This is a genomic window from Deefgea tanakiae (assembly GCF_019665765.1).
Classification (GTDB): domain Bacteria; phylum Pseudomonadota; class Gammaproteobacteria; order Burkholderiales; family Chitinibacteraceae; genus Deefgea; species Deefgea tanakiae.
Window position 1 is genome coordinate 2,189,438 of record NZ_CP081150.1, and the last position, 16,545, is coordinate 2,205,982.

Annotated in this window: 14 protein-coding genes; 10 read left to right on the plus strand and 4 right to left on the minus strand. The window is 49.4% G+C overall.

Translation table 11 applies throughout. The features are described 5' to 3' along the window. The first annotated feature begins 89 nt into the window (after positions 1-89). Positions 90-401: a DUF2322 family protein gene (locus K4H28_RS10275; RefSeq protein ID WP_221005115.1), complete on the plus strand. Its 312-nt coding sequence runs from the start codon at positions 90-92 to the stop codon at positions 399-401. A 57-nt stretch (positions 402-458) separates the two neighbouring features. On the opposite strand, the gene K4H28_RS10280 is transcribed toward K4H28_RS10275, so the two are convergent. Continuing rightward, positions 459-1,841 carry a DEAD/DEAH box helicase gene (locus K4H28_RS10280; protein ID WP_308443442.1) on the minus strand — a complete coding sequence of 461 codons (1,383 nt, stop codon included), beginning with the start codon at positions 1,839-1,841 and terminating at the stop codon, positions 459-461. A gap of 280 nt (positions 1,842-2,121) precedes the next feature. Between K4H28_RS10280 and prmB the strand changes: the two genes are divergently transcribed. After that, on the plus strand, positions 2,122-3,030 hold the full coding sequence (prmB, locus tag K4H28_RS10285; RefSeq protein ID WP_221005116.1) for a 50S ribosomal protein L3 N(5)-glutamine methyltransferase: 909 nt from the start codon (positions 2,122-2,124) through the stop codon (positions 3,028-3,030). Positions 3,031-3,112: 82 nt separating this feature from the next. Here the strand turns inward: prmB and K4H28_RS10290 are convergent, their stop codons facing one another. Continuing rightward, positions 3,113-4,411, minus strand: coding sequence for a GGDEF domain-containing protein (locus tag K4H28_RS10290; RefSeq protein WP_221005117.1), 1,299 nt, complete (start codon positions 4,409-4,411; stop codon positions 3,113-3,115). A gap of 331 nt (positions 4,412-4,742) precedes the next feature. Between K4H28_RS10290 and K4H28_RS10295 the strand changes: the two genes are divergently transcribed. From K4H28_RS10295 to K4H28_RS10330, 8 genes are all read left to right on the plus strand, one after another. Further along, positions 4,743-5,762, plus strand: a complete 1,020-nt coding sequence (locus tag K4H28_RS10295) for a methionine ABC transporter ATP-binding protein (protein ID WP_221005118.1) — start codon at positions 4,743-4,745, stop codon at positions 5,760-5,762. Further along, complete coding sequence (locus tag K4H28_RS10300) at positions 5,756-6,424, plus strand: methionine ABC transporter permease (protein ID WP_221005119.1); 669 nt, start codon at positions 5,756-5,758, stop codon at positions 6,422-6,424. Before K4H28_RS10295 ends, K4H28_RS10300 begins: the two co-directional genes overlap by 7 nt. A gap of 258 nt (positions 6,425-6,682) precedes the next feature. Further along, on the plus strand, positions 6,683-7,462 hold the full coding sequence (locus K4H28_RS10305) for a MetQ/NlpA family ABC transporter substrate-binding protein (RefSeq protein ID WP_255573499.1): 780 nt from the start codon (positions 6,683-6,685) through the stop codon (positions 7,460-7,462). A gap of 108 nt (positions 7,463-7,570) precedes the next feature. Beyond that, on the plus strand, positions 7,571-9,391 hold the full coding sequence (locus K4H28_RS10310; protein ID WP_221005120.1) for a CHASE2 domain-containing protein: 1,821 nt from the start codon (positions 7,571-7,573) through the stop codon (positions 9,389-9,391). Beyond that, on the plus strand, positions 9,388-9,912 hold the full coding sequence (locus K4H28_RS10315) for an SH3 domain-containing protein (RefSeq protein WP_221005121.1): 525 nt from the start codon (positions 9,388-9,390) through the stop codon (positions 9,910-9,912). Before K4H28_RS10310 ends, K4H28_RS10315 begins: the two co-directional genes overlap by 4 nt. Further along, positions 9,909-10,772: a M48 family metalloprotease gene (locus K4H28_RS10320; protein WP_221005122.1), complete on the plus strand. Its 864-nt coding sequence runs from the start codon at positions 9,909-9,911 to the stop codon at positions 10,770-10,772. The genes K4H28_RS10315 and K4H28_RS10320 overlap by 4 nt, the downstream gene beginning before the upstream one ends. A 156-nt stretch (positions 10,773-10,928) precedes the next feature. After that, positions 10,929-12,236: a Xaa-Pro aminopeptidase gene (pepP, locus tag K4H28_RS10325; RefSeq protein ID WP_221005123.1), complete on the plus strand. Its 1,308-nt coding sequence runs from the start codon at positions 10,929-10,931 to the stop codon at positions 12,234-12,236. A gap of 170 nt (positions 12,237-12,406) precedes the next feature. Beyond that, a complete protein-coding gene (locus tag K4H28_RS10330; RefSeq protein WP_221005124.1) occupies positions 12,407-13,576 on the plus strand; it encodes an FAD-dependent monooxygenase in 1,170 nt (389 codons plus the stop codon). Positions 13,577-13,582: 6 nt separating this feature from the next. Here the strand turns inward: K4H28_RS10330 and K4H28_RS10335 are convergent, their stop codons facing one another. Both K4H28_RS10335 and metE read right to left on the minus strand, forming a co-directional pair. After that, on the minus strand, positions 13,583-14,083 hold the full coding sequence (locus K4H28_RS10335) for a GAF domain-containing protein (RefSeq protein WP_221005125.1): 501 nt from the start codon (positions 14,081-14,083) through the stop codon (positions 13,583-13,585). Positions 14,084-14,148: 65 nt separating this feature from the next. Beyond that, complete coding sequence (metE, locus tag K4H28_RS10340; protein ID WP_221005126.1) at positions 14,149-16,500, minus strand: 5-methyltetrahydropteroyltriglutamate--homocysteine S-methyltransferase; 2,352 nt, start codon at positions 16,498-16,500, stop codon at positions 14,149-14,151. Between the last annotated feature and the right edge of the window lie 45 nt (positions 16,501-16,545).

Below are 16,545 nucleotides of genomic sequence, written 5' to 3' on the forward strand. Positions count from 1 at the left end.
TCTCCGAATTTGCAAACTGCACCATGCAGCTTGAGCTATGTGATATAACGTCGCACACTTCAATCCAGTTGACACAGCTAGAGGAAAAAATGATTTTCAACGAACAACTCGCCACACTCCCTACGATTGCTCACTTGGCAGCACTTGAGTTACTAGACGGAGAAACTGTCATTGCGCGAATAGAGAATAAACCCGGCCAAGCGGGTAGCGTTCGCGTTTACCACGCACTGTTTCAAGAGTTTGGCGCGATTGATGCTTTAGCAGCTCAAAAAGGTTTGCGCATTTACGCAGAACACACACAAGATGCGGAAGCATTCCCAGGCAAACACCCCAATATTGATCGACTTATCGAAATTGCGGCGAAAAAGCAAGCATTGGCCGTACGCTTGATTGCTGCTTAAGCAGCACACTAACGACAGACAAAAAAATGGACTCTGAACGAGTCCATTTTTACATTATCAAGATTTATTGCGTTGCGGCGGCTGAAACAGCGCAGCGATTTGCGGTGGGCGTTTTGGCAACTTGGGTAGATTGCTTGGGAATGCGGGCACCTCACTCGCTTCACGTTGCGCACGGGATGGCATACGCTCTAGCTGCTTGTACTCTTTCACGCCTTTGTCAGTCGTTGGATCTGTGTGGTGACGGCGTTCGGCACGCGGTGGGCGCTCGCGCTCATCAATCACTTGAATCGTTCCCGGCGAGAAACCGTGCACTGGAATCAAAGGCATCTCACGATTCAATAGCTTTTTGATGCCTTCGTATGATTTACCTTCTTCGGGCGCAACGAGTGAAATCGCCACCCCCGTAGCACCTGCACGGCCAGTACGGCCAATACGATGCACGTAATCTTCTGGCGTGGTTGGCAATTCGTAATTCACTACAAAGGGTAAATCTGTAACATCCAAACCACGCGCGGCAACATCAGTTGCGACCAGCACCTGAATTTCACCCGCTTTAAATTTGGTAAGCGCTTCAGTGCGTGAACGTTGATCGCGATCTCCGTGAATCGCTTCGCAACTAAAGCCAGCGCGTTTTAGATCGCGCGCCACTTGGTCAGTACCAATCTTGGTCCGGCAGAAAACGATCACTTGCGTCATTTGATGCACACGAATCAAATGCGCCAACAAAGCACGTTTACGGGCCGTTTCAACCGGATGCAATTCTTGCTTTACTGATTCATTGGCTGAGTTTTTGCGAGCGACTTCGATTTTCACCGGCTCATGCATAAACTGCTTAGATAACTTCAGGATTTCTGGCGCAAAGGTCGCCGAGAACAATAGCGTTTGTTTGCGATTAGTACACAAATTAAAAATATTTTGAATATCCAGAATGAAACCCATATCGAGCATACGATCGGCTTCATCAAGGACCAAAATTTCAACTTGCGATAAATTAATTGATTTTTGCTGAATGTGATCGAGCAAACGGCCCGGCGTGGCCACCAGCACTTCGATGCCTTCACGGAGCGCAGGGATTTGTGCTTTGATATCAACGCCACCGTAGACCACATGGCTGCGTAATCCCGAGCCCTTGCTGTACGTCGCTACATTGGCGTAAACCTGATCGGCTAATTCGCGCGTTGGCGTCAGAATCAAAGCACGAATCGGATGACGCGCTGGTGAAGCGCTGTGGTTCGCGTGGCGAATAATGCGCGTCAAAATCGGCAAAGTGAACGCGGCCGTTTTGCCCGTTCCCGTTTGAGCAGCGCCCAAGACGTCTTTACCTTCCAAAATAACAGGAATCGCCTCAGCCTGGATTGCGGTCGGGGTTTCATAGCCTTGCTCAACAACCGCCTTCAAAACTTCAGGCGCCAAGCCTAGTGATGCAAATGTGATACCCATTACGCTCCAATACTGCTGAAAAACTAAAGGCAGCACTTTACACCAAATGGCGCTTTATGCCTACCCAAGACTGGTCATAAGCGGCGGCGCAGGCCATAAAATTCAGATTAAAACCAAGCATTTAAGCCCATGATGCCCGCCCAAGTTCAGAGCGCCTAACTCAAGCACACCGCCGTAGACGTCAACCGCATTTAAAACAAATTTCGACCCAGATCAGTGCAAATGCATCCTTTCGCAGTAAACTAGCGATTCTCACTCAGCCACTCTCTGGAGCCACCGTATGTACGATATCGCCCGTGAACATCTGCGCACAGTGCGTGATCTGCACCGCTTTGCAGTCAGCCGTTTTAATACCGCTGAATTATTTTATGGTCACGGCACCACAGAAGCGTGGGATGAAGCCGCTTATTTGATTTTAGCGACGCTTAAATTACCGATTGACCGCCTTGAGCCTGTTTTTGACGCGCATTTATTGCCGGAAGAAATCGCCCAAGTACTCGACATCATTCAAGAGCGCGTGGTCACGCGTAAACCTGCGGCTTACTTAACCAAAGAAGCTTATTTGGGTGAATTTAAATTTTATGTCGATGAACGCGTGATTGTGCCGCGCTCGTTTATTGCAGAAATTTTGTTTAACGATGGCTTAGAGCCATATGTTGAACATCCAGAACTCGTGACTCGTGCACTCGATATGTGTACCGGCTCGGGCTGCTTAGCCATTTTGATGGCGCACGCCTTCCCTGATGCGGCGATTGATGCGATTGATTTGTCGCCCGATGCACTCGACGTTGCCGAGCTGAACATTATCGATTACAGCTTGGGTGATCGCATTGATTTAATGGATTCGGATTTATTTGAAGCGATTAGCGACGAAACCTACGATCTGATTATTTCCAATCCACCGTATGTTGATGCGCACAGCGTTGAAGAATTACCGCCAGAGTATCTGCACGAACCAGAAATGGCTTTGGGTAGCGGTGAAGATGGGCTCGATATCACGCGCCGTATTTTGGCTGAGGCGACCAAACACTTGAATCCACGTGGCGTATTAGTGGTTGAAATTGGTCACAATCGAGATGAGCTTGAAGCGCAATATCCAATGTTGCCATTTGTTTGGCTCACTACAGAGTCTGGCGATGGATTTGTCTTCTTACTCACGCGAGAAATGCTGGTAGAAGCGGGCCTATAAGCCAACAACAATAGGGGTATATCAATCCAGTCATTATCATAAAATGGCTAGATTAATATACCCCTATTTAATTCACAAACCTTTAACCTAACTCAACTCGATTACGGCCATTATCTTTCGCTTTATACAATGCAGCATCTGCCCGCTCAATTAATGAACTAAACTCCTCGCCTTGTGCGCGGGTCGCTACACCGCAAGAGCAGGTCAGCATGATTGAACTAGGCCACTGAGCATTGGCAACACTGGCGCGTAACTTTTCAGCCAACCTGACTGCTTGATCCAATTGTGTATTTGGACAAACAATCAAAAACTCTTCCCCGCCCCAACGAACCAAGCCATCGCTCTGTCGAATTTCACTTTGCACTAACTGCGCAAATTGCCGCAACACATCATCGCCCACCGCATGGCCATAATTATCATTGATGCGTTTGAAATAATCTAAATCGGCGAACAACACACTCATTCCCGCACTCGTCGGCATTTCCCCTTGCCACTGCTGCAGCAGAAAATCGCGTAATCCTTCACGATTGAGCGCGCCAGTGAGTGGGTCTAACTGAATCTTGTTGCTTAATACCTCAGCTTGAATTTCAAGCACACGATTGATCGTTTCCAATTCATGCATTCTTGCCCGCTTCACTTGGTCCCGCTCGCGGTAAGCCAGCAATTCCATCAGCAGCCAGACAAAACAAAACACCAGCCAAGCCATAACAATCATCATCAAGACCTGAGTCAAACTCAGCCATTTGCCATGAAACTCTAGCGACTTCAATTCAATCTGATGCAAGCCAGTTTGTACTTTACCCGGCGTGGCAATTTCAATCTGCGTGACATTGTCTAAGCGCATATCGGTACTAAAAATGGGGATGTTTTTTTCGTCTATCCACCACGATGCAACACGAAAATACTTTAATGGCACGCTAAACGTCTCGCCAGCAGGGGGCGCAAACTCTAATTCATTCACTTTTGGCGAAAGCGGATCATCCAATTTTGAAATATCCGACTCAAAATTGCGCAGATAAACACGAACCTTCTTAAACTCAGGCCCTCTCAAATCCATATCAAATACAATCCGATCAAATTCAGACAGATCGATGCCTTCCCCTGTGTTTGAAAACTCAATACTCATTTCGCAAAATGGCCATTGGTATTGATTTTTCTTCAAATCACACTGCAATTGCAAAGCTTCTTTATTTTTGGCAAACGTCCCAATGCTCGCGCCGCCCTGCGTACGATCATCAATCGACTTAACTTGGTATGGCGTTTGAGGGTCGATTCGCAAAATACGAGTCATGCCAAAATGCTGCCACAACAATAAGCCAACAGAGAGCACCATTAAGATAATCATCGTGATGCGTAAAAAATTAATCGTGCGATTAGACATTCCACCTCCAAGAGGGCATTGTCCTGCGGACAGGACAACTCAAATCAATTTTCCAATCAAGCTCCTGCTGCGGATAAAGGCGCAAAAATCATCTACCATCACGAGCAAAATTAAACACTTGCCGGTAATTCTCCCAATCAAATCAGAAAATCCACGCAAGCACGGTTGATACATCGCATTGATTGGGTTAGCAAATCTAGCAACTTGTCAGACTACACAATCATGTGTAGTTTGTCGCGCCTACACAAGTCCACATATTTACCTTGCCGCATTGAATATGCCTATTGAATACTGTAGGTATTCGCTCTTCATTCGGCCATTAGGTCTGCACATGATTCAACTCAAAAATTTAAGTAAATCTTATCGCGTCGATGGCCGAGAAATCCCTGCACTCAAGCGGATTGACCTCACCATCAATGCAGGTGAAATCTTCGGTGTCATCGGCCATTCTGGCGCAGGCAAGTCAACCTTAATTCGCTTAATCAATTTACTAGAACGCCCAACAGGTGGCTCGGTTTTCGTTGATGGCACCGACATCACCACGCTTTCAAGCAGTGATTTGCGCCTGGAACGACAAAAAATTGGCATGATTTTTCAGCACTTTAATTTGCTTTCCGCCAAAACCGTAGCCAACAATGTCGCTTTTCCATTGCAAGTCGCGGGTGTACTCGATAAAGCCGCCATCAAAAACCGCGTGGCCGATCTACTTGAACTCGTCGGCCTATCCGATCATGCCGATAAATATCCAGCGCAACTCTCTGGTGGTCAAAAACAAAGGGTCGGCATTGCCCGTGCGCTGGCAAATAATCCCAAATTACTACTCTGCGATGAAGCCACCAGCGCGCTCGACCCGCAAACGACACAATCGGTATTGCAACTACTGCTCGAAATCAATCAAAAACTCAATCTCACCATCGTGCTAATTACACATGAAATGGACGTCATTCGCACCGTCTGTGACCGCGTTGCCGTTATTGATGGCGGAGAAATTGTCGAGATGGGCGCGGTAACGCAAGTCTTTTTGCATCCTAAACATCCGACTTCGAGGCGCTTTGTATTTGAAAGCGAGCACATCGATGAAAATCGCCAGTTTGAAGACTTTGCCCATGTGCCGGGAAAAATCGTCCGACTCACCTTCATTGGCGAATCGACCTACAAATCGCTGCTTGGCGATATGGCGCGCGACTTTGGTATTGATTTTTCGATTCTGGCAGGACGAATTGAACGGATCAAAGGCACGGCCTGCGGCCAGCTTACTTTGGCATTCACCGGAGATGACGCCAGTATTGCCGCGTCTTTAGCGCGATTTACTGCGGAAGGGATTGATTTTGAGGAGTTACGCGCATGCTAAACGAACTTTTTAGCAATATTGATTGGGCCGAAATTGGCCTTGCTACGCTGGATACACTGACAATGCTCGGTGGATCGCTGCTCTTTACGCTACTGCTCGGTTTGCCTTTGGGCATTTTGCTGTTTTTAACCAGCAAACGGCAATTGCTGGAACAGCCCTACGTTTACGGTATTTTGTCGTTTATCGTTAATATTCTGCGCTCGGTGCCGTTCGTGATTTTGCTGATTATCATGATTCCATTCACCGTTTTGCTCACTGGCACATCACTCGGCGTAGCCGGAGCGATTCCACCGCTAGTCGTTGGCGCAACGCCATTTTTTGCTCGCTTGGTTGAAACCGCCTTACGCGAAGTCGATCGCGGCATTATTGAAGCCACGCAAGCGATGGGCGCCAGTACTCGCCAAATCGTTTTCAAAGCACTGCTTCCTGAAGCAATGCCGGGAATGATGGCAGCGATTACCGTCACCGCAATTACCTTGGTTTCGTATGCTGCAATGTCTGGCGTCATTGGCGGCGGCGGCTTGGGCGATTTGGCGATTCGCTTTGGTTATCAGCGTTTTCAAACTGACGTGATGATTGTCACCGTGGTGTTATTGTTAGTTTTGGTGCAGGCATTACAAATGGTCGGTGATCGCTTAGTCATTCATTTCAGCCGCAAATAAACGCAAGTAAACAGAAAAGCAAAAGTTTTCTAGCATCGTTGTCTCGCCTTGTCGTACTCGATGTACTGTCTACGGCTTCGACGCCTTGCCATAAAACTTTTACACACACCACTAAGCACTATTTGGACTATAAAAAACCAGCTAAATAACCGTAATATACATTCCCAGATGCGCAGCGGCGGAAAACCCTGATCCCGCTGCGCTGTAAAAATCAGGACAATCCAACCTGAACTATTCAATTCATCCCACAAGGACGCCATGATGAAAAAAACACTCACTGCTATCGCCCTCGCTGCATTGGCTTTCTCTGCCCACGCTGCAGAAAAACTGACCATCGGTGCTACCGCTGTACCGCACGCAGAGATTTTAGAGTTTGTGAAACCGACGCTGACTAAACAAGGCGTGGATTTACAGATCAAAGTGTTTACTGATTACGTTCAACCTAATGTACAAGTCGCGGAGAAAAAACTCGACGGTAATTTCTTCCAACACCAGCCTTACCTTGGTGAGTTCAATAAAGGCAAAGGCACGAATTTAGTGAGTGTGGCTGGCGTGCATATCGAGCCCTTTGGCGCGTACTCAACCAAAGTCAAAAAATTAGCTGACCTAAAAGATGGCGCAACGATTGCGATCCCAAATGATGCAACGAACGGCGGCCGTGCCTTGCTCTTGCTCGACAAAGCCGGTGTGGTCAAACTGAAAGACAACAAAAATATCTTAGCAACCAGCAAAGACATCGCAGAAAACCCGAAAAAACTCAAAATCCGCGAACTCGAAGCGGCTACTTTGCCACGTATCTTAGGTCAAGTTGATGTTGCGTTGATCAACACGAATTACGCACTTGAAGCCAAATTAAACCCAACTAAAGATGCACTCATTATCGAAGGCAATGATTCACCGTACGTGAACATCTTGGTTGCGCGCCCTGACAACAAAGACAGCGCTGCGATGAAAAAACTGAGTGCTGCTTTGCAAAGCCCAGAAACTAAGAAATTCATCTTAGAAAAATACAAAGGTGCAGTTGTTCCTGCTTTTTAATCCTTGAAATTGCTTCACTGCAACAAAAAAGAGGTAAAGCTAAGCTTTACCTCTTTTTTCATTTGGATCTTCGCGCTATAAAGAAACCTCACTGTGCGCGGTCGGCTTATGCTTCGAAAATTATCGTATTCCACCTTATTCCTTGTCATCGCGGCCTTGATCGTGCTTGATTTTGGCTGGCTACACTATGGGGCCATTGTCGATCAACGTTTTGGCGATGTCTTGCAACGCCAACTCGCGCAATCTCGCCCGGCCAGCAAAGACATCGTCATCATTGATATTGACCAAAAAAGCTTAGAAGAGATGAACGAGAAAGCCGAGAGCGGCAGCTGGCCTTGGCCACGCTCGATTCACGGCGAGATGGTGCAATACATCGCCGCACAAAATCCACAAGCGATTGTGTTTGATATCTTATTTAATGAGCCCGATACCTTTCGACCTGAACACGATCAAATCCTACAAGAATCAATTGCCGACCTAAAAAATGTCTATTTCCCCTACCAAAAATTACCCGATGGGGATGGCAAGAAACTCGGCGAGTTACCTAAATCACTAGGTATATTGCCAAATGCATCAGCCAATAAAGAGGCTAGAGCAACACTCCTCCTCCCTAATGTGATTCAACAAGATAAATGGCAAGGTGGGCTGATTAATTTTAATGCCGATAGCGATGGTATCGGCCGCTACTATCTGGCCAATGCGAATGTCGATGGTTGGCTCATTCCATCGTTACCAGAAAGACTCGCCCGCGATTTTAACTGGCCAGTACATGATGCTGAGCGAACTCGCCTGAACTGGCAAACTGGCAGACAGCATATTCCATTTTCCGATATTTACCTCGCAGCCAATAGCGAACAATCAAACCGCCCCAGCAATGAATTTACCAACAAAATTGTACTGATTGGTACCGCTGCCCCTGGTTTGCAAGACCTACGCCCAACGTCGATGGGCCAGCTTTATCCTGGCGTCGAAATCCTTGCCACCGCAATTGATAACCGCAAACACGGTGATTGGCTGCGTGAAATACAACGCATTTATTTCATGCTGCTGGCGCTGACGCTGTGCGGCTTATTGGCGTGGGGCTTTGCGGTGAATCTCAACACCATGACGCTGGCCGCCGGCATGCTCGGCATCACGCTGCTCGCCGCACTCAGCATGTGGCTTGGTCTGAAACAAACGTATTTCTTGCCACTGGCCTCGGCGATGGCTTGGGCATGGGCGTATTTTTGGGTGGCTGCGCTCGTATCGTATTTGGCTGAAAAAGCCACCCGCGAGCACGCGATTGCACTGTTTTCCCGCTTTTTGGATTCTCGCGTCGTCGGAGAGCTGATTGCGAGTGGCGAAATTGATCTGAATAAACCCGCCGAAGCGCGCGAAATCACCGTGCTATTCTCAGACATTCGTGGTTTTACTACCCTTTCCGAAAGCCACGACGCTGCGTATATTGTCCAGCTACTCAATCGCTATTTCACCTTGCAGGTGGAAATTATTTTTAAACACGGCGGCACTTTGGACAAATTCATTGGTGATGCCATTATGGCCTTCTGGGGTGCACCAGCCAATGACCCAGAACATGCTCGGCATGCCATTGAAGCCGCACTTGAAATGTCACAAGCGTTAGAGAAATTCAAATTAGAGCTGAAAGATTTGAATGCTAATTTTGATGTTGGGATTGGCATTCACACGGGTTCGGCCGTGGTGGGTTTTATCGGTTCAGCGTCGCGGCTCGACTACACCGTCATTGGCGATACCGTGAATTTATCCTCACGCATTGAGGGCCTGACCAAAGACAAAGCGCGGATTTTAGTGTCTGACAGTACTCGCGCCGCTTGCGCAGAACATTTCAACTTTATTGAGCACGGCAGCCATAGTGTGAAAGGCCGTGAACAAGCAGTACACCTTTTTGAACCACAGGAGAAAACCCAATGAGGCATCTCATTCCCCTCGTTTGTATCTTATTCAGCGGCAGTGTTTTAGCCCAATCGGGCACTGTGGTGCGCAAAACTGATTTACGCGACAAACCATTTCTCGATGCGGCTGTCATTGCACCAATAGCCGCCAATACGCCAATTGAAATCCAAGCGAATAAAGGCGCTTGGATGCAAGTCAAAGCCGCCAATGGTCAAGTGGGCTGGATTAAGCTACTCAATGTACGTACCAGCGGCGGTGGCACCAATAGCAGCAGTCTTGCACTAGGCAATGTCATCAAAACCGGCTCATCTGGCCAAACGGTGACCACTGGGGTGAAAGGACTATCGGCCGAACAAATCAAACAAGCCGAGCCCAATCCCGCAGAAGTGGAGAAAATGGATAGCTACGCCAGCACCCAAAGCGAAGCCACGCGCGCTGCCCAGCAAGCTAAGTTGACGCCACAGAATGTCGCTGCGCTCACCACTACGAGCAGCACCAGCTCAACCACCAGCGCACCAAGCAACGGGAGACGCCCATGATCCGCTACTCACTCAGCCTCTTGATGGCCAGCAGCCTATTGGCCTTGCCAGCACATGCGTTTGACCTTGGTAAACTATTGACCACAGAAAATATCGAATCCGTTGGTAAAATCCTCAACAACACTGTTGAAGCCAATAAAACCATCACCCCACAGCAAGAGTTTGTCATGGGGCAAAGTGTGATGGCGACCTTGCTCGGCGCTGCACCGCTGGTCAAAGACCCTGCGCTACAAAAATACGTCAATCAAGTTGGTATGTGGGTTGCTGCCCAATCCGAGCAGCCTAATTTGGGCTGGCGCTTTGGTGTGATGGATAGTCCAAATATCAACGCTTTTGCCGCGCCCGGTGGCTATATTTTGATTACCCGCGGGCTTTGGGATCACATCCGCAGCGAAGCCGAACTCGCAGCAATTTTAGGGCATGAAATTACGCACGTTCTGAAAAAAGACCAAATCGAAGCGATGAAAAGTAGCAATAAAGGCGCGATTTACGAAGAACTCCTTGTTTTAGGCGTCAACAACAAAGTCAAAGGCGGCGGGAAAGACTTAGGTCGAAAAGCAGCCAAGGCCACTACCGAAGGCTTTTACATCAAAGGACTCTCGAAAGACGCCGAATACCAAGCCGACATCGGCGGCATGGTGCTCGCCGCGCGCGCTGGCTACAACCCATACGCGATGGTGAGTGTGTTGCAAACACTGGGTAACGTCAGCCCAAGCGACACCGCTGTTGCATTGTTTTTCAGTACGCACCCCAGCCCACAAGATCGGCTTGACCAGATTGATGCCAAAGTGGGCGATCAGTTAGAGCAATACGCCGAAGGGGTAGAAAACACCGCCCGCTTTAACAAGCTGAAAAAATAAAGCCCCACCAAAAGCGTATTGAAAAATACGCCTAGGGGAAATCGAGGGTAAAAATCACGGCCGCCGCAGCATCGGGCGGCCGTATAATTTAGCCATTAAAGACAGTTAGCCACATTCGCGGTGTGTTTCGCCCGCCTTTTACGATTCGGAGTTTCCATGTCAGAACTGATTGCCGCTTGTACCGCCCGCCGCGCCGCCCTCGCCGCCCGTTTAGAGCCTGGCATTGTCATCGTGCCGACCACACAAGAAATCATCCGCAATGCCGACAGCACTTACCCATTCCGCTTTGATTCTGGCTTTTATTATTTAACGGGCTTTACCGAACCCGATGCAGTTTTTGTCCAAGTCATCGGCAAAGATAAAGTAGAAAATATCCTGTTCTGCCGTGACAAAGACATCGAGCGCGAAATCTGGGATGGCTACCGCTTTGGCCCTGCCGCCGCTGCTGAACAATTTGGCTTTGATACCGCGTATCCAATTGAAGAGCTCGATAAGCGCATCGTTGAAATGATGAAAAATCAACCGCGCATCTATTATCCACTCGCCAAAGAAATGCGTTGGGATCGACGTGTGAATCGCTGGCTCAGTGATGTACGCGGCCTTGCCCGCACTGGCGTTGCTGCGCCAACAGCGATGCTGGACGTACGCAGCGCGCTGGATGAAATGCGCCTATTCAAAGACGAATACGAAATAGGTATCTTGCGCCAAGCAGGAAAAATAAATGCACAGGCGCATATACGTGCGATGCAATTTGCCCAAGCTGGACAAATGGAATATCAAGTTGAAGCAGAAATGCTGCACGACTATTACCGCCAAGGTAGCCGCTCCCCCGCCTACAACAGCATCGTCGCCAGCGGCGCTAATAGCTGTGTGCTGCATTATGGCGAAAACAATGCCCGCATGAACGACGGCGATTTATTGCTAATCGACGCGGGTTGTGAAATCGCCGGTTACGCCAGCGACATCACGCGCACCTTTCCCGTGAATGGCAAATTTTCACCAGCACAACGCGCGGTGTACGAAATCACCCTCGCCGCCCAAGAAGCTGCATTCGCAACTATTTTCCCCGGCAGCACTTGGAATGCGCCACACGACGCCGCCACTCGCGTGCTCGCACAAGGCATGATTGATTTAAAATTGCTGACTGGCTCGCTGCAAGAAGTGCTGGAAAAAGAAACCTACAAACAGTTCTATATGCACCGCACTGGCCACTGGATGGGCTTGGACGTGCATGATTGTGGCGCATACAAAGTCGACGGCGAATGGCGCAAGCTGCAAACCGGCATGGTGATGACGGTTGAACCCGGTTTTTACATCCGCCCCGCTGCCAATGTACCGAAAGAATTCGAAAACATCGGTATCCGCATCGAAGACGACGTACTGGTGACTGCAACTGGCTATGAAAATCTGACTCGTGATTGCCCGAAAACGGTTGCAGACATCGAAGCGTTGATGGCGAAGTAAGCGAAGAAAACAAAACCCTCACCACAGAGACACAGAGGCACGGAGAAAAGCGGTAAAATATCGCACCCATACATAGGCGACATCAGTGCTCCCCTTGCTTTCCTCTGTGTCTCCGTGCCTCTGTGGTAAAAGATTTTTACTTCGGCTGAACCTTTCTATCTAGGATTCCCATGCTCATCAATACACTTCCGCAGCACATTGATATTGTGATCGTCGGTGGCGGCCCAGTGGGGGCGCTGTTGGCGCAGCGCTTGGTCAGTAGCGGCCATGATGCGCTCTTAGTCGAAGCCAAACACAGCGTGGGCAAAGACCCGCGCGCGCTGGCGATTGCCTATGCCAGTTCACAAACCTTGGCTGCCAATGATTTGTGGGATGAGTCCCTAGGGGCAACGCCGATTACGCAAGTGCATGTCTCGCAAGCGGGCACCTTGGGTCGCACCGAACTCAATGCAGCCGAACTCGATTTACCCATGCTCGGCTCGGTAGTGAAGTACGAAAAATTAGCGCAATACGCCTTTGATCAACTCAGCAACAGCGCAGCGCGTTTGGCGCTGGGCGCGAAAGTGACGCAAATTCAGCGTTTAGCGCGCTTTGCTCAACTGACGTTAGAAACCGATTTAGGTGAGCAAAAAATTTCCTGTCGCTTGGTGATTCTGGCTGATGGTGGGCATTTGCTGGCTCAGTTCAAGGACATCCAGCAAACCGTGAAGTCCTACGAGCAGCACGCGGTGTTAGCGACGCTGACACCCAAACACCCACATCAGGGTATTGCCTTTGAGCGCTTTGCTGATGATGGCCCGCTGGCATTACTCCCTACGGGTACGGATTACACTTTGGTCTGGACTCAAACGCCAGAGCAGGCTGCAGCGCGCTTAACGCTGCCCGATGCTGATTTTATTGCAGAAGTTGAGCAGCGCTTTTCAGACCGCGTGAGCGGGTTTACCGCCGTGTCGGGTCGTGCAAGTTGGCCGCTGGCCTTAAAAACCGTCAACTCCATTGTCGGGCAACGCGTGGTGTTAATTGGCAATGCTGCGCAAACTTTACACCCCGTCGCAGGGCAAGGTTTGAATTTGGGTTTACGCGATGCGGCAACACTGGCCGATGTCTTAGCCGCAACGCCAGCACGTGAATTGGGCGAAGCGTCGAGCTTGGCCCGCTACGCAAAATTGCGGGCGCGAGATGCGGGACTGGTTACCGCCGTCACCGACAGCCTCATTTCACTCTTTGATTCGCCATCGCTACCACTCAAGCACGCGCGTAGCTTAGGGCTATTGGCGATGGATCAGTGCGGCTGGCTACGGCGTGGTTTTGCCGAACGCATGGTCTATGGCGCAAGATAATTAGCGTCAATTTAAAATCTCGGGCATTTTCTCGATTTCACCAACCACGACCTTGGCCATATCCGCCAACATCTCGATTTCCTCCGCCGACATTTGACGTGGATTTCGGTCGATTAAACACAATGTGCCTATATTCACGCCATTATTCACCGTGAGTGGCGCGCCTGCGTAGAAACGAATTTTTGGCTCACCTGTGACTAAAGGATTATCCGCAAAACGCTCATCTTTCAGGGCATCCGGAATCACCATCACTTCATTATGCAAAATGGCATGGCCGCAAAATGAAATATCGCGCGGCGTTTCAGTCGCATCCAGCCCACAAATCGATTTGAACCATTGGCGATTAACATCCACCAAGCTCACCACCGCGATTTGCACACGGAAGAAACTTGCGGCAGCTTTGGTTAGATTATCGAAACGCGTCTCAGGGGGCGTATCCAAAATTAAAAATTGCCGCAACGTCTCAATGCGAAGAGCTTCGTTATCGGGCTGCGCAGGTGCTTGCATCTTTAATCCAATGGGTAAGTAGCAAATCAATTATAGCCGCAAGCACCGATTCAGCAAATCACAAGTTAATGGCAAGCACATCCAGTAGTATGTGCGGGTGCCGTGGCCTGTTTCGCGGCAACCACCAGCGTCTTTCCTTCTTGCAAAGCGGTGCGTGCCGTTTGCGTAGCGGCCAACATGTTAACTAAAGCGGCCTCAGTTTCTGGCCACGCGCGGGTTTTTAAGCCGCAATCAGGATTGATCCATAAGCGATCCGCTGGCACCACATCCAATGCTTTGGCGATTAAACGCAGCATTTCTTCTATTTTCGGTACGCGTGGGCTGTGAATATCGTAAACACCTGGGCCGATCTCATTCGGATATTTAAATTCGCCGAACGCTTCTAGCAATTCCATATCCGAACGACTAGTTTCAATCGTGATCACATCGGCATCCATCGCCGCGATTTCCGGCAAAATGTCGTTGAACTCTGAATAGCACATATGCGTGTGGATTTGCGTGTCGTTGGCCACGCCCGACGCAGAAATCCGGAATGACTCACCTGCCCAAGCCAAATAAGCAGCCCATTGCGATTGCTTCAATGGCAAGCCTTCACGGAAAGCTGGCTCATCGATTTGAATGATGCCGATGCCGGCGTTTTCCAAATCCACCACTTCATCGCGAATCGCCAAGGCGATTTGTTGGCAAGTGAGCGAACGCGCTTGGTCGTCGCGCACGAAAGACCATTGCAAAATCGTCACTGGGCCGGTCAACATGCCTTTCATCGGTTTGGTCGTTAAGCTTTGCGCGTAGCTGCTCCACGCCACTGTCATCGGCGCTGGGCGGCTCACGTCGCCAAACAAAACTGGCGGTTTCACGCAGCGGCTGCCATAGCTTTGCACCCAACCCAATTGCGTGAACGCAAAGCCCGCCAATTGCTCGCCAAAATACTCGACCATATCATTGCGCTCGGCTTCGCCATGCACCGGTACATCAATCCCCAATTCAACTTGTTTATTTACCACCAACGCTATTTCAGCCTTCATCGCCGCATCGTAATCGACCGTGCTCAATTTACCTTGTTTAAACGCCGCGCGTGCAGCGCGAATTTCGCTGGTTTGTGGAAACGAGCCTATCGTCGTTGTCGGCAACAGTGGTAAATTGAAACGTGCACGCTGCGCAGCTTGCCGCACTGTAAATGGCGAAACGCGTTGATCGGCATTGCTCGGTAATTGAGCCAAACGCGCGGCAACGGCCGGATTGTGAATGCGCGTTGAGGTGCGACGATTGGCTTGTACTGCTGCGTTCAGCGCCAGTTCTTCGGCAACGTTGACCCCATTCAAAGCGCGTTTTAACACACTGATTTCAGCTAATTTTTGCTTCGCAAAAGCCAGCCACGATTTCAGCTCCGCATCAAGTAGCACTTCTTGGGCTAAATCGACAGGCGTGTGCAGCAATGAGCACGAAGGTGCAATCCATAGGTATTGCCCTAGCGATGAGTGTGCTTTTTGGAGAGACGCCAATACCTTGTTTAAATCTGCAGCCCAAATATTCCGACCGTCGACCACACCGAGCGATAACACTTTATTTTTTGGCCAAATCGCGATAAAGGCTGGCAACTGTTCAAGCGCGCGAATCAAATCTAAATGCACACCTGCGACAGGCAAATCTGCGAGCAATTGCGCATGTGTCTCAACAGAGTCAAAGTAGCTTGCCAGCAGTACTTTTGGCCCTTTGCCCGCAAGAACTTGATAAGTCGGTGCGAAGGCCGCAATCCACTCGCTCGGTAATTCCAAGCCTAGAATCGGCTCATCCAATTGAATATGGCTTACACCTTTGGCTGCAAGTTTTTCTAATATGCGGGTATAGCGCGCTAGCAATTTCGGTAAAAGATCTAGCTTGTTATACCCATGCTGTTTGGATTTTGCCAGCCACAAGAAAGTCAAAGGGCCAGGCAGCACCGCTTTAACAGAGTGACCTTGGGTTTGTGCGTCTTCAATCTCATGGAAAAACCATTCTACGCCACCATCAAAAGTGGTCTCTGACGACAATTCAGGCACCATGTAGTGATAATTGGTATCAAAATACTTGGTCATTTCTTGGGCTGGCTGCGCGGTGTTGCCGCGACCCAACTCAAAATATTGCGCCAAGGTGAGGCGTTTAGCGTCAAAACCAAAACGCGCTGGCAAGCAGCCCAATAAGGCGGTTGCACTCAAAATCTGGTCGTACCAAGCAAAATCGCCGACGGCGACAAAATCCAGACCAGCCTCAGCTTGCCAGGCCCAATGACGACGACGCAAAGTCTGGCCAACATTCACCAGCTCCGCTTCTGTTACTTCACCTCGCCAAAATTTTTCCGTCGCAAATTTTAATTCGCGCTGCGCACCAATACGGGGAAAACCTAGAATATGCGCTTTTACATCATGAGTAGCAGTCATCTTAAACATCCTTGTCTATGAATTATGTTTGCATCATACGGCGCA

Excerpts from the sequence above, each read along its gene's own strand:
- K4H28_RS10275 (WP_221005115.1), top strand. The coding sequence starts at position 90 with ATGATTTTCAACGAACAACTCGCCACACTCCCTACGATTGCTCACTTG.
- K4H28_RS10280 (WP_308443442.1), bottom strand. The coding sequence starts at position 1,841 with ATGGGTATCACATTTGCATCACTAGGCTTGGCGCCTGAAGTTTTGAAG.
- prmB (WP_221005116.1), top strand. The coding sequence starts at position 2,122 with ATGTACGATATCGCCCGTGAACATCTGCGCACAGTGCGTGATCTGCAC.
- K4H28_RS10290 (WP_221005117.1), bottom strand. The coding sequence starts at position 4,411 with ATGTCTAATCGCACGATTAATTTTTTACGCATCACGATGATTATCTTA.
- K4H28_RS10295 (WP_221005118.1), top strand. The coding sequence starts at position 4,743 with ATGATTCAACTCAAAAATTTAAGTAAATCTTATCGCGTCGATGGCCGA.
- K4H28_RS10300 (WP_221005119.1), top strand. The coding sequence starts at position 5,756 with ATGCTAAACGAACTTTTTAGCAATATTGATTGGGCCGAAATTGGCCTT.
- K4H28_RS10305 (WP_255573499.1), top strand. The coding sequence starts at position 6,683 with ATGATGAAAAAAACACTCACTGCTATCGCCCTCGCTGCATTGGCTTTC.
- K4H28_RS10310 (WP_221005120.1), top strand. The coding sequence starts at position 7,571 with ATGCTTCGAAAATTATCGTATTCCACCTTATTCCTTGTCATCGCGGCC.
- K4H28_RS10315 (WP_221005121.1), top strand. The coding sequence starts at position 9,388 with ATGAGGCATCTCATTCCCCTCGTTTGTATCTTATTCAGCGGCAGTGTT.
- K4H28_RS10320 (WP_221005122.1), top strand. The coding sequence starts at position 9,909 with ATGATCCGCTACTCACTCAGCCTCTTGATGGCCAGCAGCCTATTGGCC.
- pepP (WP_221005123.1), top strand. The coding sequence starts at position 10,929 with ATGTCAGAACTGATTGCCGCTTGTACCGCCCGCCGCGCCGCCCTCGCC.
- K4H28_RS10330 (WP_221005124.1), top strand. The coding sequence starts at position 12,407 with ATGCTCATCAATACACTTCCGCAGCACATTGATATTGTGATCGTCGGT.
- K4H28_RS10335 (WP_221005125.1), bottom strand. The coding sequence starts at position 14,083 with ATGCAAGCACCTGCGCAGCCCGATAACGAAGCTCTTCGCATTGAGACG.
- metE (WP_221005126.1), bottom strand. The coding sequence starts at position 16,500 with ATGACTGCTACTCATGATGTAAAAGCGCATATTCTAGGTTTTCCCCGT.